Below are 22,395 nucleotides of genomic sequence, written 5' to 3' on the forward strand. Positions count from 1 at the left end.
GGGGAACTCGGTGACGTCGGCTCCCACCGTCTCGGTGATAACGATCTCCTTCAAGGACCTCGACGGGTTGAAGCTCACCGCGGAGAGCGTCCGCGCCCAGCGCTACGACGGTCGCATCGAGCACATCATCATCGACGGCGGCTCCGGCGAGGATGTTGTGGAATACCTCTCCACCGCTGATCCGGGCTTCGCGTACTGGCAATCCGAGCCGGATGGCGGCAGGTACGACGCGATGAATCAGGGCATCGAGCGGGCGTCGGGTGATCTGTTGTGGTTCCTGCATTCCGCCGACCGTTTCGCCGAACCCGACGTGGTGGCCCAGGCTGTGGCCGTGTTGTCCGACCAGGGGTCGGTCCGCGACCAATGGGGCTTTGGGATGGACCGCTTGGTCGGCCTCGATCAGGTACGCGGCCCGATACCGTTCAGCCTGCGCAAGTTCCTGGCCGGCAAGCAGGTTGTCCCCCACCAGGCGTCGTTCTTCGGGGCATCGCTCGTCGACAAGATCGGTGGCTACGACCTCGATTTCGGCATCGCCGCCGACCAGGAGTTCATCTTGCGGGCCGCGTTGGAGCGCGAGCCGGTCACCATCCGGCGGGTGTTCTGTGAATTCGACACCACCGGCGTCGGCTCAAGCCGGGAACCGAACGCAGTCTTCGGTGACCTGCGTCGGATGGGCGACCTGCACGGGCGCTACCCCTTCGGGGGCAGGCTGATTTCGCATGCCTACCTCCGGGGCCGGGAGCTTTACGCCTACAACAGTCGGTTCTGGGAGAACGTCTTCGGGCGATTGTCGAAATAAGCGCCACGAGTGTGGGGCATACTGCCCCACCAACGAAAATCTCGGTGCGTAGGCAACACACTCGACGCACTCTTTGACGGCAGAGCGCGCGGGAGTCAGTCGCTGCCGCGGAAGAAGACGCCGTCGGCCTGCAGCATGCGACCATTACGCGGGTCGGTGAAGCCGGGTTGCAATCCCGAGAGCGTAAAGCCCAGGGAATCCACGACATCGAGCGCCTCGCGAATGAGCATGCCGCCCTCATATAGCGGCTGGAACGACAGTTCGAGCTGCATGCCCTCGCAGCGGTCCTTGATCGTCGCAAGCGCTCCCTCGATCACCTGCTTCTCGAAGCCCTGGACGTCGATCTTGAGGAAGGCCACTTCGCCGGGGCGCAGCACTTCCGACGCCACCGAATCGAGTCGATGGATCGGCACCTGTTCGGTGCCCACATAGTTCGCGGGAGGAAAGGCGTCCTGGTGTCGTTTCAGCATCGGCAACGCGGAACTACTTGCGCCCTCGTTACCCGCGACATTGATCGAGATCGTTCCATCGGCATCGCCAAGAGCGCAGCGCCGGCATTCCCACAGCGGATCGCTCGAGGCGCTGCGCTCCAAGACGGCAAACGGCCCGGACAGTGGCTCGAAAGAGACGATGCGGCCGGTGAACCCCGCCGTGCGCAATCCCGTGGCGTATTGGCCTAAGTTCGCCCCGACATCCAGGACGACGGTAACCCCATGCGCTTGCAGCTGGCGCATGAAGTTGCGTTCCCAGTCCAGCTCCGGGAAGTAACGCGATACCTCAATACCATTGCGCCGCAGCAAATTGCGAGCGCGACGTGCTATCGCGCTCACTGCCGAACCGTCCCCGCGTGCTCGCGGTACCAAGTCACGGTAGCCTCGATGCCCTCGCGCAGTTCGATTTCGGGCCGCCATCCCGCCTCCCGCAACACCGAAACATCGAGCAGCTTGCGCGGCGTGCCGTCCGGTTTGCTTGCATCCCAGTGGGTTTCGCCGGTGTAGCCCACCGCCGACGCGACCATCTCCGCGATCTCGCTGATGGTGTGGTCGATGCCGGTGCCCACGTTGACCTGAGTCGGACCGTCGAAGTGCTCGAGCAGGTGCAGACATGCGCTGGCCATGTCGTCGACATGGAGCAACTCACGCCGCGGAGTTCCGGTGCCCCAGTTGGTCACTGACGGCGCACCGCTGGCCTTGGCTTCCTCGTATCTGCGGATCAGCGCGGGCAACAGATGCGACCCGGACGGCGAGAAGTTGTCGCCCGGTCCATACAGGTTGGTGGGCATCGCCGAGATCCAGGGCAGGCCGTGTTGGCGCCGAACGGCCTGGACCTGAAGGATTCCGGCGATCTTGGCGATGGCGTACGCGTCGTTGGTCGGTTCCAACGGGCCCGTCAGCAGTGCGCTCTCCGGGATGGGTTGCGGACTAAGTTTCGGGTAGATGCACGACGATCCAAGAAAGAGCAAGCGCGGCACCCGCGCGGCCACCGCCGCATCGAGCAGATTGACCTGTATCTGCAGGTTCTCCGAGAGAAAGTCGGCGGGATAGGTGTTGTTGGCCATGATGCCGCCGACGCGGGCAGCCGCATCGATGACGACCTGGGGCCGTGACTCGAGGATGAAGTCGAATGTCGCGGCCCGGTCGGTCAAATCGAGTTCCGAGCGGGACCGCAGCAACAGGTTGGTGAATCCTTCGGCCTGGAATCGACGCAACAGGGCCGATCCCACCAGCCCTCGGTGACCCGCGATGTACACCGGGGCGTTGCGGTCGAGCGGACCGACGGCGGCGTCCAGCTTGACGTCTGGGCTCATTTCTGACCGGCGAGCATCGGCTTGTCGATCCAGGGCCTGCCCTCGCACTCCAGCGCGGCGATGTCCGCGTCGACCATGATCCGGGCCAGTTCGTCGGTGTGCACCGTGGCGCGCCAGCCGAGCTTTTCGGCGGCCTTGCTTGCGTCGCCGATCAGCGAATCCACTTCGGTGGGCCGCAGATAGCGCTCGTCGAACTTCACATGCTTCTGCCAGTCGAGCCCGGCGTGCTCGAAGGCCGTCTGCGCGAACTCCTGCACGGTGTAGCCGCGCCCGGTCGCCAGGACGTAGTCGTCGGGTTCGGGTGCCTGCAGCATCCGCCACATGCCTTCGACGTACTCGGGTGCATATCCCCAGTCGCGCACGGCATCCAGGTTGCCCATGTGTACCTCGGACTCGATGCCGGCCTTGATGCGTGCCACGGCCCGCGTGATCTTGCGGGTGACGAATGTTTCACCGCGGCGCGGCGATTCATGGTTGAACAGGATGCCGTTGACCGCGAACAGCCCATAGGCTTCGCGGTAATTCCTTGTCGCCCAATAGGAGTAGACCTTGGCCGCGCCATAGGGCGAACGCGGGTAGAACGGAGTCAGTTCGTTCTGTGGCGGCGGCGATGCGCCGAACATCTCCGACGAGGACGCCTGATAGAACCGGCACTGGACGCGGGACAGCCGGACGGCCTCCAGCAGCCGCATCGATCCCATGCCGGTGGTGTCGCCGGTGTGTACGGGCTCGTCGAAGCTCACGCGCACGTGTGACTGGGCCGCGAGGTTGTACACCTCGTGGGGCTCGATGGTGCTCAGCAACGTCACCAGTCGGGTTCCGTCGATCAGGTCGCCGTAGTGCAGAAACAGCCGGGCGTCCGGTTGGTGCGGGTCGACGTAGAGGTGATCGATGCGGGAGGTGTTGAAAGTCGAGGCACGGCGGATGAGACCGTGGACCTCATATCCCTTGCTCAGCAGCAGTTCGGCGAGGTACGAACCGTCCTGCCCGGTGATCCCGGTTATGAGCGCTCGCTTCACTGGATTCCGTCTCACTCTTCGTTGTGTCGTTGGTTGTGGCTAGAACCACGGGGCACCGCCGTCGCTTCATAGTAGATGCAGGCCACCACTTGCCGTTCGGCAACGGCGCGGGTCGGAAAGCGGTTCCAATCTGGGAAGGCCGAGTTTGGACGCGCATGCTCCTGCCACCGTTTCGCGCAAGAACCGGGGAGGAGAATCCAAACACCATCATTTGGCCGAAACCACACATTTCGGGCAGCGGGGAGACTACTCCGGTCGTTTTGGCGAGAACTCCATCTCGAATTGCGGTGTAGATGGGACGCGGACAACCGTATCCCCGTGCTCCTTCCCGGCATCCTCATGCCCACTGCTACTCGATAGCACCGGTCGGCGCGCATAGGAGGCGACAATCGCCGCGCATGTGACCAGCCAGAAGAGAGGTGCAAGGAATACCGTGGTGACAGCTAGGGCGACGACGCCCCACACGGCCCCAGTTGGTCCCATTATCTGCACGTGCGTCGGCGGGCCGGGTAGCGCGATCGGGGCGATACTTACGACGGCGGCCAAAGTTACGCAAATACCAACCACACGACGGCGTCCGCCGACAATCTCCGGCCGATCAAAAATTCCCATCCCCGGCGGCCCAGCGGGATCCCGGACCACCAGGGCAGCCACCGGCAACACGAATACCAAGTAATAGGCGTAACTCACAGCGAGAAAGAGGGAAGCCGTGGCCAGCAGCACTATACCCGCCATGACAGGCGGAATTCGCCGCCCAAGAGCAAGAATAGACACGACGACGAGCACCAGGACGATGTACCCGATCAATGATCGCGGACCAGCCAGAAAACCATCCGGTATGCTGCCCCCCGTTTGACGGGCCTTGATTCCGTCAGGAATCATAAACAGCCCCTTGGCGAAGGACACGTTTCCGCTACTCACGCTACCGCGGAACGTGCCGTAGCCGAGGATGTTGTGGATTGACTGCGGGATCGTGTGCGGAAAGTCCCGCGGCCACAGCGCATACGCGGCGAGATTAGTAACCACCCCCCCAGCCAACGTGATGGCTCCCATTCGCCACTGCCGGGCCGCCAGCAATACCACGCCAATTACGGCGAACTGGGGTTTCACCAAGGCGGCCAGGACGACCATAACCGCGACCAGACCCCAGCGGCGCCAGCACAGCGCCACCAAGAAAACCAGCGCGATCGGCACCACAAACCCCACAGAGTTGCCTCGATCGATCGTCATCCAAGCGGGAATGGCCGCGAAGCCACATGCCACGAATACCATTGCGCGCTCCAACCCGCGTGCGCTCCGCATCGCCCACATTGCGGGGGAGAGAACCGAGATCGTCAATAGGAGCTGGTAACCCAACAAACCGACTCGCGGCGCGCCCAGCCAGCTGCCCAGAATCCCAAAAACCATCTGCGGCAACATTCCTGCCGCCGTGTAATTATTGAAAACTGGCCTGAAGTCCGGGGGGTAGTACAAGGGGTAAAGATCCCAGGGGTTCGGCCGCATCCCAACACTTATTGGTAATGCGTAGTCGCTGAAGCAGTGGCGTCCGACCTTAGTGCCCCAGTCGGCCATGCAATCATGCGGCTCAGATATAAGAGAGGACAACACGTCGACCGAATAATATTGGGTAAGAACATATCCCGTGACCGCGGAGATCGTCGACGCAAGCAAGACACCGCCGATTAAGAGGCTACGCTCAGATTGGCCGATGACTGCCGCAAACCATCCCTTGACCACCGATGTTGTACCACCTAGCGCATCTATAGGCCGTTTCACTCCATCCTCCCCCCGGTCTGAACAAGGCATCGCCTGGTGAAACCCTGTACCCTTCCCGCCACAGAATGTTCGAATAGCCCGGCCGTTGCGGAAGAGAACTCAACGGCCGTTGCAGATCGGCCCCGAATGGCCGCGCTCACGATCGTTCCCTATCGACGCTTGGAATCGGACATCGTGACCGCGCAACGACTGGGCTGCGGAACGTGTGTTTGTCGTCTCGTCCGGATGCCAGCGACTGCCTTGAGTCCATTATGCGAGAACTCAGGACGAGCTTGAGATGGACGACAGCCGAGATCAACATAGGTCGACAGCGAGTCCTAGCTTTTCTCGCTGATCCGAACGCAATTATTCTCTTTGCCGGACCCGCGCTGCCGGCCGTCGGTGGCCACCCGGCTCCGCATTCGTCGACCGAGCCAGAAATACACCGAGCGCCTGGCGACGGCCGTCGCCCGTGCTCGCATGTTTCCGACCAGCAACTGCCGCGGGCTGATCAGATCACTGTGCGCAGCGGCGAACTCACGCCTGAAGCCGATGGCTTGGTCGGCCTGCGCGCGCACCAATTGCACACTCCACTGAGAATCGCTGACGCGGAAAGCGGCAAGCGAACGAGGCACTGCCACCAGGTTTCCGCGCAACAGCACCGCACAGTATGTCGCTTGGTCGATCAGGTAGGGGAAGCGGCTGTCCCAACCACCCGCGTCGACCAACGCCGCGCGCCTGAACAGCACCGACGCCGGCTCACCGTAGATGTTCGTGCCCGCCAAGATGGTCCGGCGGATGGCTACGGCGCCGCTGACCTCGCCACTCAGTCGACCTAAACCGCGATTGCGGAACACCGGGGCTCCCGCGGCGTCTACGACGTCCCTTTGACTCGCAGCCATCACCGCCGACGGGTGGGTTTCCAATGCCGCCAGCTGCTCTGCCAAGCTGTCCGGAAAAAGCAGATCATCGCCGCAGACGAGCTTAATGAACTCGCCGGTAGCGAGGTTGGTAACCGCGTTGAAGTTCGCCGGCGCTCCGCCGCCGGAAGGCAGGCGACTCAGGCGAACCCGCGGGTCGGAGGTGAATTGCTGAAGTGCCTCCCAAGTGCCGTCCGTGGAGCTGTGATCGGACACCACCAGTTCAAAGTCACTGAAGCTTTGCGCCAGAATCGATCGCATGGTGGCGTCGATGAAGTCAACGTTGTTATACGACGGAACGACAACTGAGACCCGTGGCGTCACAGCGGGGCCTCTTCAGAGTCAGCCGGTTCCACTTCGGCAGGACTGCGCCGGAATGAAAATCCTCGGTGAGCGAACCAGCTGTACACCACCGTCACCCCCGCGATAGCAAACTGCGATGGCAAAACGGGCCAGCGCAACACTTCCACCAACAGCGGCAGCATCGGTACGTTAAATGCCAAAACGGATAAGTTGACTATTTCGAATCTCGCCAAGTCACGCAATACGTGCCCGGTCACAATAAACACAAATTTTCGGTACAGGATAAAAGCGGACAGCACTGCCGCAACATGCGCACCGAGCAATGCGCCCATGTAACCCATGACTCCGCGCGGAAGAAGCCACAGAAACAACGTGAACCAAAGGCCACCGATTGCGGTGTTCATACCACCGACGATCAGGAAGGCGACCCGCTGATCCCGGGTCAACCGAAACAGCGGACCCGGAACACCGCTCATCCCCGCGGGGGGATGGATGCGCTCGTCGTCGCCCGCAAACGCGTCCAGCGTCATAGGCAAGCCCGGCTAGAGCGACTGCACGGGCGTGTGCGCCCCGTACATCGCACTCGCTTGGTCCGCGGCTGCCACCGACCCGTCGACGCCGCCCACCATGTCGCGAATCAAGAACAACGGCCGGCCCTTGCTCTGGTCGTACATTCGGCCCAGATACGCGCCGATGATGCCGAGCATAAGGAATTGTGTACCGGTAAGCAGCCCAATCGCGGCCATCAACGAGCTCCAGCCGGGAACGGTATGCCCCTGCAGCGCGCCGACGATCGAGTTGATGGCAGCAGCGAAACCGATGAATGCCATCACCCAGCCCAGGATCACCGATAACTTCAGCGGGACCATCGAGAACGCGGTGATGGCATCCACTGCAAAGCGCAGCATCTTGGTGAAGGGATACTTACTCTCTCCCGCCGCCCTGGGATCACGGTCGTAGACCAGCGGCACTTGCTTACCACCGATCCAGGACACTAGGCCGCGGACAAATCGGTGGCGCTCGGGCATAGAGATCAGCAGATCCAGCACACGACGTGTGATCAGACGGAAATCGCCTGTGTCATGGGGGATATCAACTTCAGTCATGCGGCCTATCATGCGATAGAACACCGAAGCGCTGGCCCGCTTGAAGAGGCCCTCCCCTTCACGGCGACGGCGCTGGCCGTAGACCACGTCGGCGCCCTCGTCCATCAACGCCATCATGTCGGGCAGCAGTTCCGGTGGGTCCTGAAGGTCTGCGTCAATGATCAGCACCCGTTCGCCGCGGCACACACTAAGCCCAGCCGTCAGCGCAAGCTGATGCCCGTGATTACGCATCAAACGCACGCCAACCACACGCGGATCCTCCACCGCAGCCTTTTCGATGATCTCCCAGGTGCGATCGCGCGAACCATCATCGACCAGGACAATCTCGCTGGTGGTTCCGAGCTCTTCTAGAACCCCGCGTACTCGGCTCAGGAACAGCGGCAGCACTTCCTCCTCATCAAAACAAGGTGCCACCACTGAGACTGCAGGGCGACTCAGCACAGTCATGTTTTCAATCTAAATCCCGGCTCCGCTTAGCGCGGGCCTTTGGCAGCTATTGCTATGTGATTTTCTTTAGTGAGACCTGGCTGCCACGCCCTGTCTGTGTACCACCTGCCCCTCTGAGCAGGCAAGATAGTGACCGATGACTCTGGGCCCCGCCGCCGCGCGCGGGCGCCGGATCTAGAACCTATTAGCACGGCAGTACCACTCGGACCGCACCTAGGCCGTTCGTTGGACACACTGTTCAGCGGCATCGTGCCTCAGGTTGGGGCCTACCGACCACGAACTGGATGCAGGACCGCCTTCAGCGCCCACAACCCGTCCGACGTATTGTCCGGTTGCGCATTCCGGGACGCCACCTTCCCGCCCTGCCACAGGGCCACATCGGGTCGACACTTCGCCGTCCCATTTTGGCCGTCATGGTGCTTGAGAGCTAAGCCGCCACACCCACGACCCTCGTCCGCAACCGGTACGACGTACTCTCTAGCTTTAGCGGGCGGTGAGGCGGTCCTCGCCTGCCGTGAGTGTTGTTGCTTGCCGGTCGAGTGGTCGTTGTGCCGCCAACCCAGCGACAAGCCAAGGGAGTCCGATGCGAAGCTTTGTGCAAAATCTGCCCCACCCTATAGCAAATACCCTATTCATGATGCGGCGGCTGCGAAGCAGCTTCTACGAGGACGGGCTTTTCACAACTACCAACGCCGATTTCCGCAAGACGGAACAATTTAAGCGAGTCTATGCGGCCGCTAAGGCGACGGGATCGTTTGGCAGATGGGGCGTCCGTTGGCGCATCCACGTCCTCTGTTGGGCCGCAAACCACGCTCTTGCACTCGATGGTGATTTCGTTGAATGCGGTGTCGACCGCGGAGGCACGGCGATGGCAGTCATAACACACACGGACTTTGGGCAATCGGGGAAACGCTTTTGGCTGCTAGACACATTCAAAGGTTTCGACGAATCGCAACTTACCCCAGAGGAAAAGGCTCACGCCGGTTACATGGACTATTCCGACTGCTTTGAACGGGTAAAAAGCAACTTTGCCGGAATGGATTTTGTTAACTTGGTCAGAGGCCCCGTACCAGACACACTTCCACAGGTCACCAGCGACAAGATCGCTTATTTGCATCTCGACATGAACTGCACCGCACCAGAAATCGCGGCCCTTGAGCATTTCTGGCCAAAGATAGTTCCCTTCGGGATCGTGATCATGGACGACTACGGATGGCCGCGCCATTATCAGCAGAAGATCGGTTACGACCACTTTGCGGAAGAACGGGGGTTGCAAATTCTCCGGCTGGCAACGGGTGGACAGGCGCTGCTTATCAAGCCACCTGCCTGATTACCGACTGCCCCGGGATCGTCATCCCTATGCAGACAGCGCCTATTGCCGGCGGCTGGGCCCCACCCGCGCGGGTTTACTGGGTCTGATCATCGGTCAGGTCGCCGGTCCCCAGAGACTCTGCCACGAAATTGGCCCCAGGTGGCGACCATCGGCGACTGTATCCAGGACTCCTCGGGATCCGACTGCCGGTCACTGGAGGAAGCCGACCTGCGCGTGCGTCAACGGTAACCGGAGATTGACCAGCTGTCGGCAAGTGGCTTCTAGGAGCGGTCGCAACAACTTCTGTAAGTTTTGAAGGTTGCGTTGTCATCGTCACGTCGCGTCGGAAAGAGGCCAGGGCGCCGTCCGCAGTCGGCCAAGCGTCAACGGTTTCATGGATTGTGGGCTCGGGGCAGATCCGTCTCGGCGGCCACCGACCCGGCCGGGAGCCAGACCCCGAACCAGCGCCCCCGGCATGCTAGCCCGAGCGGTGATCGCGGTCCTCGCGCTATACCTCGCGGACGTCATTAGTTGCGCACCCGCTGCACTGGGCGTTCCTCATGGCACGGCGGCGCCGCGTCCTGGTCGTCGTCGAAGCCGCCTGACTATTTGACGTGTACAAAACATCACCAATCGCCCGGCTCCACAGCGGGTTCTTTTCTGCGTTTCGTTGTGCGCGGTAACGCGCCGAGTCGTAGGCTCCCCTCTCATGACCGCAGCCGTAGCATGCACCACCGACCGCGACGAACAACCCTCCAACACCGTTGCGCGATGGGCTGGCCTGCTGCTGTTGGCCTTTGCAGGGCCGGTCGTTGTCGTGGTCGTCCATCAAGGCATTGTCTACGATGACCCCTTCATCCTTATGCGCTACGGGCAGCACCTCGCAGACGGCGCCGGGTGGCGATTCAACCTCGGCGCAGACACCAACAACGCCGTTACATCACCGCTCTACGTGCTCCTCATCGCTGCGGGGAAGGCGCTGGGCGCTTCACCGATAGCAGCCTCCCTCTTCATATACGTCGCCGCATGGGGACTCGGCGGCATCGCCCTGGCCCGCATCCTGGCCAATGACGGCCGCGCCCTGGCGGGATGGATCGCCTGTGGCCTTTACTCAATCGACCCACTGCTCGCCAACGTCCGCGGCATGGAAACCAGCGTCTACCTAGTCTTGATTCTCGCCGCGATCTGGACCTTCCAGCGGCAACGGTGGATCACAATGGGCTGCCTACTTGCCTTGCTTGCGATCGCACGGTCGGACGCAATTCTGTTGGCTGCAGCGTTCCTTGTGTGGCTGGTACTTCGGCGCCGGTTCGCCGCAGCCGCATTGGCAGCGACTCCCCTTGGTGCCGGGTACGTGGTCTGGACCTACGCTCTATGGAAACTGACGGGCACCGCATTTCCCAGCAGCCTGGCCGCGAAGATGGCTCAGCGAGATTCGGGTCAGTGGGGTGGCCAATTCAGCTACCTGAAGGGCCTTAACCCGTACGCCATCAGCGGATCAGAAGCCCCTCACCCATTGACTGCTCTCATTGTGGCACCTCTGCTGATTGCCGCCATTTTCGGAACAGTGACCGCTATCCGGCGGCATGAATTCGCGCTGCCAGCGCTCGCCGTCGCCGCAGCCATAGTGCTAGTCGAGTACGGGTTCGTGCTTCGACTGCCGATGTACTACTGGCACTACGCAGCATTCAACATGTGGGTTGTCGCCGGCGCCGCTTACGGGATCGTCGAAGCAGCCGCACAGCAGCAGCGTCTACGCATCGCGGCCGCGCTCCTCACAGCGGTCATCGCTGTTGGATTCATCGCCGGTGTCGACCTCGCCCCCAAGGCGGGGCGCGCCCCCTATCGGCAAGTAGCCGAGTGGATAGACCGCGACACTAAAGCCCCGCACCCCACGGTCGCCGCATCCGAGTTCGGCACCATCGGCTACTACAGCCGAGCTGATCTGGTTGACTATCTCGGCCTGTTAGACTCTCACGCCATCCCATCTGTGCGGCATGGTGACTTCACCTGGTGGCTCACTCAACATCCCGCCTACTGGGTCACTGACGGCACATGGATCGACGCGGCCGCCACAAAATCAGCCGATTTCACGGACCACTACAGGCCCGCCGCCACCTTCGGCCCGCTGACCATCTATAAGCGTCAGTAGCGCACTCTGCGAGCGAAGTTCCCTCTGTGCGAGGAATTGTCAAACTTGTGGATTCGTGTAGGTCAAGCGACCTCCGATCCGGTGGTCTGATCATCGGGCCGCCCGGAGTCCGGTGTGATGTCGGTGGGCCGTTCGAGCAGTTTGCCTTTGTGGAAGTTCGCACCGGCGCGGACAAGGGCGACCGGTTCGGGTGCGTTGACTTTGCACCAGCGGCCTGTGCGGCCTCGATGAGCTTGTAAGCCATGGCAATTCCGGCGGCGCGTGATCCTGATGGGCCTTTGGTGACGCGCTGGCCGAAAACGCACCGTAGCAAAGGTGGACTCCATCGGGTTGGTGGTCCGCAGCCCGAGGACGGGTCATTCTCCGGATCCAAGATTGATGGACGCGGAGACTGCTGGCTTCGACGAGGATCGTGAGGATATCGTCACCGTCGTGAATCACTGTGCATCGAGCGCGTTCCTCGTTTCTCGGTAGCTGTGCATTACTTCATCACCGGGCATACCGGCTTCAAAGGGCCGTGGCTAGCAATGCTGCTACTTAGCCGAGGGCATGAAGTCTCGGGTCTGGCTCTCGAACCTGACGAAGGCAGCCCTTTTCAGAGGGTTGGGCTGGAAAAGAGATTGGTTGCCGACTATCGAGTGGACATCCGTGACGCAGGGGCCACCGCAGCGGCAGTAACAGCCGCCGCTCCGGACGTCGTGGTGCATATGGCCGCACAATCCCTAGTCCGTGAGTCTTACCGTAATCCGCGCTACACGTACGAGACCAATGTCATGGGCACCCTCAACGTGCTGGAAGCTGTCGCAGCCACCCCATCCGTGCGCGCCCACGTCGTCATCACCACCGACAAGGTCTACCGCAACATCAATCAAGAGGCCGGCTACGTCGAGACCGACCCACTCGGTGGCGACGATCCTTACAGCGCCTCGAAGGCGATGGCCGATCTGCTTACGCAGTCCTGGGTGCACAGCTTTCCTGGCTGCCCTACCGCGATCGCTCGCGGCGGCAACGTCATCGGCGGTGGCGACGTCAGTCGCGAGCGACTGATGCCTGATTTGGTGCGGGCCTACCGAACCGGGCAGGCACCCCTGCTCCGGTTCCCGCGCGCGGTACGCCCGTGGCAGCACGTGCTCGACTGCCTCAATGGCTACCTCACTATTGCTGACGCGCTGCTGGCCGGCTCCGGCGTCGGCCAGTGGAACATCGGACCTGGCCGCGACAGCTTCGTCGAAGTCGGCAAGGTTGCGACATTGGCGGCCGACTTATGGGGCGGCGGCGCGCAGTGGGACAATCAACCCGGTGACCATCCGCACGAGGCACACCTGCTGGCTCTAGATGCCACCAAGGCGCAAACCGAACTCGGCTGGCGCAATCGACTCGGTTTCCGCGATGCTGTGACGTGGACCATCGACTGGGAGCGCCGCGTTCACGACGGCGCCGACCCGCTCATCGTTACCCGGGAGCAAATCGCCGCATTCGAAACCCTTGATTGATCCTCAGCCCGGATAGGGTCGCGATACCAGCACCTAAAGGGGACACGATGAGCAATCACACCTATCGCGTGATCGAAATTGTCGGAACCTCGCCCGATGGAGTCGACGCCGCAATCAAGAGCGGACTGGCCCGCGCGGCCAAGACGATGCACGGACTGGATTGGTTCGAAGTCGAGTCGGTTCGCGGTCATCTGGTCGATGGGGCGGTTGCCCACTTTCAGGTGACGATGAAAGTCGGCTTCCGTCTCGACGAGTCCTAAACCGAGCCCGCTGTTCCAAACGTCGGTCGCCAACGGGGTGCAATCCCTATACTCAAGCGCGGCCGACGACCCAAAGGGGGCATCATTAAGCGATTACTGCAGAGCATCCTGCCTGGCTCTAACCGTTCGTCAGCGGACGGATCGTCTGGTGAAAAGTTGCCCCCCAAGTCGCTGCAGAGGTTCGTGGGCGGCGCTTACGAAGAGGTCGGCGCGGAATTTCGCGGCTATCTCATCGACCTGTGCGGGCTGAAGCCAGATGAAGCGGTGCTCGACGTCGGCTGCGGGTCGGGACGGATGGCGCTGCCGCTCACCGGTTACCTGAGCTCCCAAGGCCGCTACGCGGGCTTCGACATCTCGGAGAAGGCGATCACGTGGTGCAAGGAGAACATCACGGCATCGCACCCCAACTTCGAATTCGAAGTCGCCGACATCTACAACTCGCTCTACAACCCCAAGGGGAAGTACCAGTCGCTGGACTTCGTGTTCCCCTATCCCGACGCGTCGTTTGACGTGGTGTTCCTGACCTCGGTGTTCACTCACATGTTCCCCCCGGACGTGGAGCACTATCTGGACGAGATCGTCCGGGTGCTCAAGCCGGGCGGACGGAGCCTGTGCACCTACTTCCTGCTCGACGACGAGGCGCTGGCCCTCACCGCGGCCGGCAAGGGCGTGCACAACTTCCAACACGAACGGGACGGATATCGGACGATCCACACGAAGCGTCCGGAGGAGGGAATCGCCTTCCCCGTCGACTACATCAGGGGCTTGTACGAGCAGCGCGGCCTGACCATCCAGGAACCGCTGCGGTTTGGCTCTTGGAGCGGGCGTAAGGAACACCTGAGCTTCCAGGACATCGTGATCGCGACCAAAGCCGCGACCTAGCCCCCTCGCAACAAGCCGCATGACGGCCTATCTGCACCAGCGCTTCCCCGAGTTGCGCGAAAAACTGGGCCACGCCCGCCTCGGCGACGGACCTACTCCCCTGCGTGCATTGCCGCACCTCAGCACCAACTACCCAATCTGGGTCAAAGACGACGGCGCGTATGGCACCGGCGGCTGGGGCGGCAACAAAATCCGCAAGCTGGAATGGCTCCTGTCTGACGTCAAAAGGCAACGCCGAAGCACCATCCTGACCTTCGGCGGCCTTGGCACCAATTGGGGCCTGGCGACGGCACTGTATGCCCGCGATTTCGGCATCCACACCGCGCTTGCGCTCATCGATCAACCGCGCGACGACCACGTCGAAGCCCAGCTCGAACGCCTGCGCGCGTCCGGAGCGGACATCTACCTCACTCGCACCAAGGCGCGCACAGTGGCGGCCGCCCCTTACCTCTACGTGCGCCATCGCCGGCCCTACCTCCTTCCGGCGGGCGGGTCTTCACCGCTGGGAGTGCTGGGCTACGTCGAGGCCGCGTTCGAACTCGCCGCGCAGGTACAGGCCGGCACCATGCCGACGCCGTCGTCCATCGTCACCGCGGTCGGATCGGGCGGCACGGTCGCCGGGCTCTATCTAGGGCTCGGTCTCGCCGGTCTGCCCGACACCCAGGTGATCGGCATCGTCGTCAACGACAAGCTGCGCCTGGACCACCGCGCCATCACCTCGCCGGCTGAACGGGCAGCGCACCTCCTGGAACGCCGCGGCGCGAAGCTGCCGTCCACAACCCTGACGCCCGGCCGTCTCACCCTGCTGCGCGACTGGCTCGGCACCGGTTACGGCCACCCGACCAAGCAGGGTGAGCAGGCACTGCGCCTGGCACACGACGCCGAGGGGCTCGACCTCGATCCCGTCTACACCGCCAAAGCGATGGCCGCACTGCTTGACCTCTCGGCGAGCGGCCGGCTACCCGACGGCCCCGCCATCTACCTGCAAACACACGGGCCCCGCTGAAGCGTGGGCGCCGGTTAGTGCCCGGTGCCCTGGTACAAGATGCCGGACAGTTGCCGGCCGAAGTTCAACATGCCCGAATTGAAGGCCGCCTCAACCAGATTGAGGTCGAGGATGCTGGTGTTGTACAGGCCGGCGAGGCCGGCGCCGCCGTTGAGCACGCCCGACACCATCGTGCCGAAGTTGAAGGAGCCCGAGACGGCACCCAGCAACGAAGTTGGCGCCTGGTTCAGCAAGCCCGAGACACCCGCGCCGAAGTTCATGAAGCCCGATACCCCACCGTTGCCCCCGTTGAAGAAGCCCGAAGACGGGAACGTGGTGTTGTTTCCGATACCCGGGACCGCCGGGATGACCAACCCGCCCCTGACGGGGCCGAGCAGGGTACCGATGTCCAGCACCACCGGGATTTCGCCGATCGTGATCTCCGGGGGAAGGGAGAACGGCGGGGTGCCATTGGACAACGCGAAGCCGATCGGGAATTGCGGAATCACGATTTCCGGGCTGACGAAGGGCCCGATGGTGACCGACAACGGCAGCTCGACGTGGATGGGCTCCAGCGGAATGGTGAACCCCGGGATGATGAATTCCGGTATCAGGGTGGTCAAGCCAAGTGAACTCAACGGCAACGTGAACGGCAGAATCACGCTGCCCCCCGTTTGGATGGCAGAGACTTCGATGTCGATAGCCCCCTGCAAGATGATATTGAATGGTTCGATGATGGACCCCGAACTCAACATCGGGCCGACGGTGATGCTGCTGGCGGGGTCCAGGCCCAGGGCCGGGAAGACGATGTCCCGCACCGCAATTGGGCCGAGATCGAAAACGGGCCTGATATCAATAGTGATCGGGGAGATAGACACGGACGGGATGGTGATGCCGCCGATCGCGCCGGTTGCGGTGATGTCCAGGGGAATCGCGGGAATCTGGATCGCCGGGAGGGTAATCGGGCCTGCGCCACCAGAGGCGTAAACGTTTGCGGCATTGAACTCGGGAATGATGGGGTTGGTGTAGGAGAAGCTGAACAGGCCCCGGTACTCGCCCGACCACCAGAACCCGTTGCTGTAGTTGCCCCTGACGAAGGCGCCGGTGTTTGCGTCGCCGGTGTTGGCCAGCCCGGTGTTGCTGTGCCCGGTGTTGAACCAGCCGGAATTGCTGTAGCCCGGGTTGAAGTCGCCGGTGTTGGCATCGCCGGTGTTGAAGCTACCCGTGTTGTAACTGCCCGCATTGAGCAAACCCGTGTTGAAACCGCCGGCGTTGAACAAGCCCGTGCTGGCGATCCCCGAATTCCCGATACCGGTGTTGTAGTCACCGCTATTGAACAATCCGAAGTTCCCGGTGCCGGAGTTGAAGAAACCGATATTGCCGGTACCCGAATTGAACAGCCCGATATTGCCGTTACCGGTGTTCAACGCACCGATGCCAGTCAGGTTGTCGCCGGTCAATCCGATACCGAAATTCCCAGAGCCCGTGTTGGCGATCCCGACGTTGCCCAGGCCCATGTTGGCCAGGCCGTGGTTGTGACTTCCGATATTGCCGAACCCGACATTGGCCCCGCCCAGCACGCCCAGCGCGCCACCGGAGTTCGCCAACCCGATGTTGCCAACCCCGATGTTGCCGAACCCGAAGTTGTTGCTGCCGATGTTGCCGCCGCCCAGGTTGAAATCGCCGACATTGCCGCCGCCCAGGTTGAAATCGCCGACATTGCCGAACCCGAGATTGCCCGCCCCCACGTCGGCCAACCCCAGGCTGGCACCGGCCAGCAATCCCGACAACTGAGCACCGGAATTGGCGAATCCCGACACCGCCGATGAAGCAGCCACATCTAGCGCTCCGATGTTGATGAAGCCCGACACGCCCGAACCGATGTTGTACACACCGGATGCAAGGGCGCCGCCGTTGAAGTAACCCGACGCCATTCCCAGCAGCGCGGGAGTGGCATGCGGAACGTGGTTCCACCAGCCCGACATGTTCGCACCGACATTCCCGAATCCCGACACCCCGCCGGCGCCGGAGTTGAAGAAGCCTGACGACGGCGTGGCGGTCGAGTTCCCGAACCCCGGCACCGCCGGGATGTCGATCAACGCGACACGAACGGGCCCGATGGTGCTGTGCGCATCGAGGGCCCACGGGATTCCGTTGATGGTGATGGCCGGGATGGTGAAGGCGCCGGTTCCACCGGACAGGTTGATGTTCAACGGGTTCATCGCGGGGACCGTGACCCCTCCCGGGAAGATGGTGATGGGCTTGCTGTGGCCGGTAATGCTGACCAATAGTGGAATTTCATCGACGCTGACCACCGGCGTGCTGAAAGGCAGGTTGGCGAGGAAAGCCGAAATGGCCCCTTGTGACGAGCTCGAACCTATGACGATCGGCCCCATTAGAAATTCGGGGTGAAAACTTGTGACGGTAAATCTTCCCGTAATTGGACCGATGGTCAGCGGCCCGCCGGGTTGAGAGCCGAATGCGTAATCCAGTGTGACCGGAACCCTTGGGATAGCGATGGACGGGAGGGTAATGGGGCCGAGGCCGGCGCTTATCGTGATCGCGTCCAGGTCGATTTGGGGAATGGAGATGGTCGGCAAGGTGAAGCTGTCGATAGCGATGTTGGCGCTGAATTGCGGGCGAATTGCGGGAATGTCGATCGGGGGGAGAACGACGGAGCCCAGCCCGCCGGTAAAGGTGAAGTGCAGGAAATCGGTTTGCGGCAGCGCCGCGGGCAGGTAGGACAGGCTATACAGACCTTGGAAGTCACCCCTCCAGAACATGCCGTTGTTGAAGTTGCCGGAGAGTAGGACGCCGGTGTTGACATCGCCGGAGTTGGCCACTCCGGTGTTGGTGTGACCGGTGTTGAGCCACCCTGTGTTGATGTTGCCCGGGTTGAAGTCGCCGGTGTTGGCATCGCCGGTGTTGAAGCTGCCCGTGTTGTAGCTGCCCGCATTGAGCAGACCCGTGTTGAAACCACCGGCGTTGAACAAGCCCGTGCTGGCGATCCCCGAATTCCCGATACCCGTGTTGTACTCACCGCTATTGAACAACCCGAAGTTCCCGGTGCCGGAGTTGAAGAAACCGACATTTCCGGTACCCGAATTGAACAAACCAATGTTGCCGTTACCCGAATTAAGAGCACCGAACCCGACCAGGTTGTCACCGGTCAACCCGATACCGAAATTCCCGGACCCGGTGTTGGCGATCCCGATGTTGTTTACACCCATATTCGCCAAGCCGGAGTTGTTACTTCCGACGTTGCCGAACCCAACATTGGCCATCCCCGGCACATTCGGCGCGCCGCCGGAGTTCGCCAACCCGATGTTACCGAACCCGATGTTGCCCAGCCCGAAGTTGTTGCTGCCGACGTTGCCGCCGCCGAAGTTGAAGTCGCCGATATTGCCGCCACCCAGGTTGAAATCGCCGACATTGCCCAGGCCGATGTTGGCCGAGCCCGCGTTGGCCAACCCCGCATTGACCAGGCTTATCGGGTCCAGCGCGCCGCCGGCCGCAGACATCCCTGCCAACCGAGCGCCGACATTGCCCAAGCCCGACATCGCCGCCGAGGCGGCCACATCCAACGCGCTGGTGTTGAACAGGCCCGAGACGCCCGAACCGAGGTTGAGCACACCCGACCCGAGTGCCCCGGCGTTGAAATAACCCGACGCCATCCCCGGCAGCGCCGGAGTGGCATGCGGCACCTGGTTCCACCAGCCCGACACGTTCGCGCCGACATTCCCGAATCCCGACACCCCACCGGCACCGGAGTTGAAAAAGCCCGACGACGGCGTAGCACTGGTATTCCCAAACCCCGGAACCGGCGGAATATGGATCGGCCCCATGCCCATCGGCCCAAGGATGAGGTCGATGTTGAGTTCGAGCGGTATCGGGTCGATCGTGTAGCCGTCCGGGAAGAGGGTGAAGTCCGGAATACCGAAGAATGCATCGACATGCACCGGGATCTGCGGGAAAGAAAGGCCATCCGGGAAAAGAGTGAACCCTGGGATGCCGCCGGTCACGTCGAGCTTCAACGGCAGGGATGGAATGGTCAGACCCGGAATCGAGATGGGAGGGATACTCAATCGCAGCGACGAGAATCCTGGGCCAGAACCGCCCAGTTGAATGGGGATCTCGTTCAGGCTGCCCTCGAACGGACCGAGAACAGTGGCTCCGGTCCGGAAAGTGACGGTGGAGATCCACACATCTGAAATCGGTGCAATTGTGAAGACCGGCGGTGCGGGGGCGCCGGCGGATGTGGCCAACTCTTCGATGAGCGTCGCCGGGATCTTCATGGGCGGGATGATGACCAGGGGGCCCAACTCAAATGTTTCGTGGATATCCAACGGGATGCCCGCAATGGAAATGGGATCCACGGTAAATGGGCCGATGAAGAAGGTCTCGTCGATGTCCAGCGGCGCTATGTGCACGTGGATGGGGTCGATCTGGATCGGACCCAAGTTCAAAGTCTCGCGGATATACACGAGGTAGGTCTCGGGAATCAGCGGGCCAGTGGGCATGTAGAAGCCGGAAAGGCCCTGGTAGTCGCCGGTCCACAAGGCGCCGTTGCTGTAGTTACCCGAAATCAAGATGCCGGTGTTGACATCGCCAGAGTTAGCGACCCCGGTGTTGGTGTCACCGCTGTTCAACCAGCCCGTGTTGATGCTGCCTGCGTTGAAGCCGCCGGTGTTGGCATCGCCGGTGTTGAAGCTGCCGGTGTTGTAGCTACCCGCATTGACCAGACCCGTGTTGAAACCACCGGCGTTGAACAAGCCCGTGCTGGCGATCCCCGAATTCCCGATACCGGTGTTGTAGTCACCGCTATTGAACAATCCGAAGTTCCCGGTGCCGGAGTTGAAGAAGCCGATATTGCCGGTACCCGAATTGAACAACCCGATATTCCCATAACCGGTGTTCAGCGAGCCGAAGCCAGTCAGGTTGTCGCCAGTCAACCCGATGCCGAAATTCCCGGACCCGGAGTTGGCGAAGCCGACGTTGCCCACACCCATGTTCGCCAAGCCGGAGTTGTTACTTCCGACGTTGCCGAACCCAACATTGGCCATCCCCGGCACATTCGGCGCGCCGCCGGAGTTCGCGAACCCGATGTTGCCAACCCCGATGTTGCCCAGCCCGAAGTTGTTGCTGCCGACGTTGCCGCCGCCGAAGTTGAATTCGCCGATATTGGCGCCACCGAGGTTGAAGTCCCCGATGTTGCCCAACCCGATATTGCCCACACCTAAGTCGCCTAACCCCACATTGGGGCCGACGATCCCGATCGCTGAATTGAAGCCCGACATGAACGAGTTCCCCATGCTCCCGTCCAACAGGCTCAACACACCCAACCCCAGGCCCGGGACACCCAGGCCCAAGCCCAGGGCCCCCAAACCGCTGAACGGGTCCGGCGCAGGAGCACCACCGGTTGAATTCTCCGAACCCGGCGTGGTGAAGATGGGGATGTTGATCGGACCCACAGGGGTGGCGAAGCTGATGTTCAGCGGAATTGCCGGCACGACGGTCGCCGGAATGGAGACGGCGTCGAGGTCGACGGACAGGTCGATGGGTTGCGTAAGGCCGAGCACCATCGACTTAATGGTGGAAGCCGGTGAGCCGAAAGACAGATTGAGGGGAATGGATTCGTTGAAATCCGGTACCGGAAGGCTGAATCCTGCCACGTCGATGGGTACAGAGATGTGCGGGGTACCAACGATCACCCCGACGCCGCTTCTTAGTTCGAACAGTAAGAGGGTGGGAATGGGCAACTCCCCAAGAGCTATGTAGATTTCAAGGGGCTCGGTAGCCACAGAAACTTGAATTGGCGGGATATCGAGGCCTCCCGTGATCTCCAGGCCCGACAGCAGTGTGGTATTTGGGGCGGTGAAATTCACGTCGACCGCACCGTCGAGGCCCAGGTTGATGGCGGGAAGGGGAATGTCCGGGACGACGAAGGGGCCGACTGCAACGTTTCCGGTCACGGTCAGCAGGGGGTTTATGGCATCGAACACGGTTGTGGTGGGGATGCTGATCGGACCGATGCCGCCGTCGAGATTGAAGTGCAACGGGAACAGCCCGCTGGTGATGCCAATGCCCCCGGGGGCCGCCGGAATGGGGCCGTTGGCCGGTGTCGGGGCAATGGAACCCCACCCGAACGGGATGGGCCCGAAGCCGAGGGTGGTGTGTAGGTTCACCGGAATGGTGTCGACTGTAAAGCCCTGCGGGAAGAGGGTGAATTCATTCGTGCCGGCGACAAAATTGGTCAGGCTGACCAACGGCATTCGCGGGAAGTGCAGACCGCCCGGAAACAATGTGATGCTGTCCAGACCGCCGGTCAAGTCGACGTTCACGACGGTTTGGGCGGGAATACTGGCACCGTTCGGGAACAATGTCAGGGGCGAAACGGACAGCTCGAAAGGAATCACTAGGGGGATGAAACCCCCTCCGGTCCCACCGCCAATGAGGGATACATTGACAACCACGTCCCTGATGCTCAAGTAGAACGGTGCACGAGGGAATACCGGGTCGGTTCCCAACTGTGGGCCGTAGTTTTCGATCGTGATGAACGGGTTCGGCAAGGCAACGGGGTCCATGACCATCCGCGCGGTGACGCCTAGGTCGCCAAGAATAGGCGTTGCAGACACCTGGAAACCGTCGAGTTCGACGAATCCCGTGACGTGGATCGGGATTGCGGGAATATCGATCTGCGGGAGGGTGAATTCGCCGAGCCCGATGAATCCGCCGGTGATCTGTAGGTTGAATTCGGGAATGCGGATGGGCTGGACGTGAATGGGACCTATCCCGCCGCCCACCTGGAGATCGACGGGTATTTCGGAAATGCCGCCCAGCGGGAGGATCTGGGGGAAGGAACCCGGACCCATTTCCAGCAAGGCCCTTGTGGCTTGGGGCATCTGGTTGAACCAGCCCGACAGTTGCGCGCCGACGTTCCCGAATCCCGACGACCCACCGGCGCCGGTATTGAAGAAACCGGACGATGGCGCGGTGGTCGCGTTCCCGAACCCCGGCACCGCCGGAATGTTGGCGCCCGGGAAGCCGACGGGTCCTGCGTGGCCGGTGGCGTGCAGGTTCAGGGGGATGTTGTCGATGGTGATCGCCGGGGTGCTCAGAGCGTCAATATGGCCAAGCACATTGATCCTCAGCGGC

At 61.9% G+C, this 22,395-nt stretch carries 15 protein-coding genes and 1 pseudogene; 7 read left to right on the forward strand and 9 right to left on the reverse strand.

Translation table 11 applies throughout. From position 1 onward, the window contains the following. The first annotated feature begins 10 nt into the window (after nucleotides 1–10). Nucleotides 11–799 (forward strand): glycosyltransferase family 2 protein, encoded by a 789-nt coding sequence (locus tag BST27_RS18375; RefSeq protein ID WP_069420879.1) that lies wholly within the window; start codon nucleotides 11–13, stop codon nucleotides 797–799. A gap of 95 nt (nucleotides 800–894) precedes the next feature. Here BST27_RS18375 and BST27_RS18380 read toward each other — a convergent pair whose 3' ends face one another. The 7 genes from BST27_RS18380 to BST27_RS18410 all read right to left on the reverse strand — a co-directional run bounded on the left by BST27_RS18380 (nucleotide 895) and on the right by BST27_RS18410 (nucleotide 8,156). Next, nucleotides 895–1,620 carry an FkbM family methyltransferase gene (locus BST27_RS18380; protein WP_232007375.1) on the reverse strand — a complete coding sequence of 242 codons (726 nt, stop codon included), beginning with the start codon at nucleotides 1,618–1,620 and terminating at the stop codon, nucleotides 895–897. Between the two features lie 5 nt (nucleotides 1,621–1,625). After that, nucleotides 1,626–2,606 carry a GDP-L-fucose synthase family protein gene (locus BST27_RS18385; RefSeq protein ID WP_069420877.1) on the reverse strand — a complete coding sequence of 327 codons (981 nt, stop codon included), beginning with the start codon at nucleotides 2,604–2,606 and terminating at the stop codon, nucleotides 1,626–1,628. Next, the gene (gene gmd / locus BST27_RS18390) at nucleotides 2,603–3,625 is read right to left on the reverse strand and encodes a GDP-mannose 4,6-dehydratase (RefSeq protein WP_069420876.1); all 1,023 of its coding nucleotides are present in this window, start codon (nucleotides 3,623–3,625) and stop codon (nucleotides 2,603–2,605) included. The genes BST27_RS18385 and gmd overlap by 4 nt, the downstream gene beginning before the upstream one ends. Before the next feature lie 246 nt (nucleotides 3,626–3,871). Continuing rightward, nucleotides 3,872–5,362: a glycosyltransferase family 87 protein gene (locus BST27_RS18395; RefSeq protein ID WP_069420875.1), complete on the reverse strand. Its 1,491-nt coding sequence runs from the start codon at nucleotides 5,360–5,362 to the stop codon at nucleotides 3,872–3,874. 356 nt (nucleotides 5,363–5,718) lie between these two features. Further along, on the reverse strand, nucleotides 5,719–6,624 hold the full coding sequence (locus BST27_RS18400; RefSeq protein WP_069420874.1) for a glycosyltransferase family 2 protein: 906 nt from the start codon (nucleotides 6,622–6,624) through the stop codon (nucleotides 5,719–5,721). After that, nucleotides 6,621–7,133, reverse strand: a complete 513-nt coding sequence (locus BST27_RS18405) for a GtrA family protein (RefSeq protein WP_079219858.1) — start codon at nucleotides 7,131–7,133, stop codon at nucleotides 6,621–6,623. Before BST27_RS18405 ends, BST27_RS18400 begins: the two co-directional genes overlap by 4 nt. Before the next feature lie 12 nt (nucleotides 7,134–7,145). Beyond that, a complete protein-coding gene (locus BST27_RS18410; RefSeq protein WP_069420873.1) occupies nucleotides 7,146–8,156 on the reverse strand; it encodes a glycosyltransferase family 2 protein in 1,011 nt (336 codons plus the stop codon). A gap of 637 nt (nucleotides 8,157–8,793) precedes the next feature. Here BST27_RS18410 and BST27_RS18415 point away from each other — a divergent pair. Then, on the forward strand, nucleotides 8,794–9,486 hold the full coding sequence (locus tag BST27_RS18415) for a TylF/MycF/NovP-related O-methyltransferase (RefSeq protein WP_170062337.1): 693 nt from the start codon (nucleotides 8,794–8,796) through the stop codon (nucleotides 9,484–9,486). Between the two features lie 691 nt (nucleotides 9,487–10,177). Beyond that, nucleotides 10,178–11,620, forward strand: coding sequence for a DUF2079 domain-containing protein (locus BST27_RS18425; protein ID WP_069420871.1), 1,443 nt, complete (start codon nucleotides 10,178–10,180; stop codon nucleotides 11,618–11,620). Nucleotides 11,621–11,682: 62 nt separating this feature from the next. Here BST27_RS18425 and BST27_RS18430 read toward each other — a convergent pair. Then, nucleotides 11,683–11,964, reverse strand: a pseudogene (locus tag BST27_RS18430) (IS256 family transposase); the annotation flags it as partial. Between the two features lie 132 nt (nucleotides 11,965–12,096). Between BST27_RS18430 and rfbG the strand changes: the two are divergent. From rfbG to BST27_RS18450, 4 genes are all read left to right on the forward strand, one after another. Continuing rightward, nucleotides 12,097–13,113: a CDP-glucose 4,6-dehydratase gene (gene rfbG / locus BST27_RS18435; RefSeq protein ID WP_069420870.1), complete on the forward strand. Its 1,017-nt coding sequence runs from the start codon at nucleotides 12,097–12,099 to the stop codon at nucleotides 13,111–13,113. A 47-nt stretch (nucleotides 13,114–13,160) separates the two neighbouring features. After that, nucleotides 13,161–13,373, forward strand: a complete 213-nt coding sequence (locus BST27_RS18440; RefSeq protein WP_069420869.1) for a dodecin — start codon at nucleotides 13,161–13,163, stop codon at nucleotides 13,371–13,373. A gap of 156 nt (nucleotides 13,374–13,529) precedes the next feature. Beyond that, the gene (locus tag BST27_RS18445; RefSeq protein WP_079219861.1) at nucleotides 13,530–14,255 is read left to right on the forward strand and encodes a class I SAM-dependent methyltransferase; all 726 of its coding nucleotides are present in this window, start codon (nucleotides 13,530–13,532) and stop codon (nucleotides 14,253–14,255) included. A 19-nt stretch (nucleotides 14,256–14,274) separates the two neighbouring features. Beyond that, nucleotides 14,275–15,261 (forward strand): 1-aminocyclopropane-1-carboxylate deaminase/D-cysteine desulfhydrase, encoded by a 987-nt coding sequence (locus tag BST27_RS18450; RefSeq protein WP_069420868.1) that lies wholly within the window; start codon nucleotides 14,275–14,277, stop codon nucleotides 15,259–15,261. 14 nt (nucleotides 15,262–15,275) lie between these two features. Here BST27_RS18450 and BST27_RS18455 read toward each other — a convergent pair. Continuing rightward, nucleotides 15,276–22,395, reverse strand: a 7,120-nt coding sequence (locus BST27_RS18455) for a PPE family protein (RefSeq protein WP_083148579.1), incomplete at its 5' end; no start/stop codon positions are given.

Source organism: Mycobacterium intermedium (genome assembly GCF_002086275.1).
In the GTDB taxonomy this organism is placed as follows: domain Bacteria; phylum Actinomycetota; class Actinomycetes; order Mycobacteriales; family Mycobacteriaceae; genus Mycobacterium; species Mycobacterium intermedium.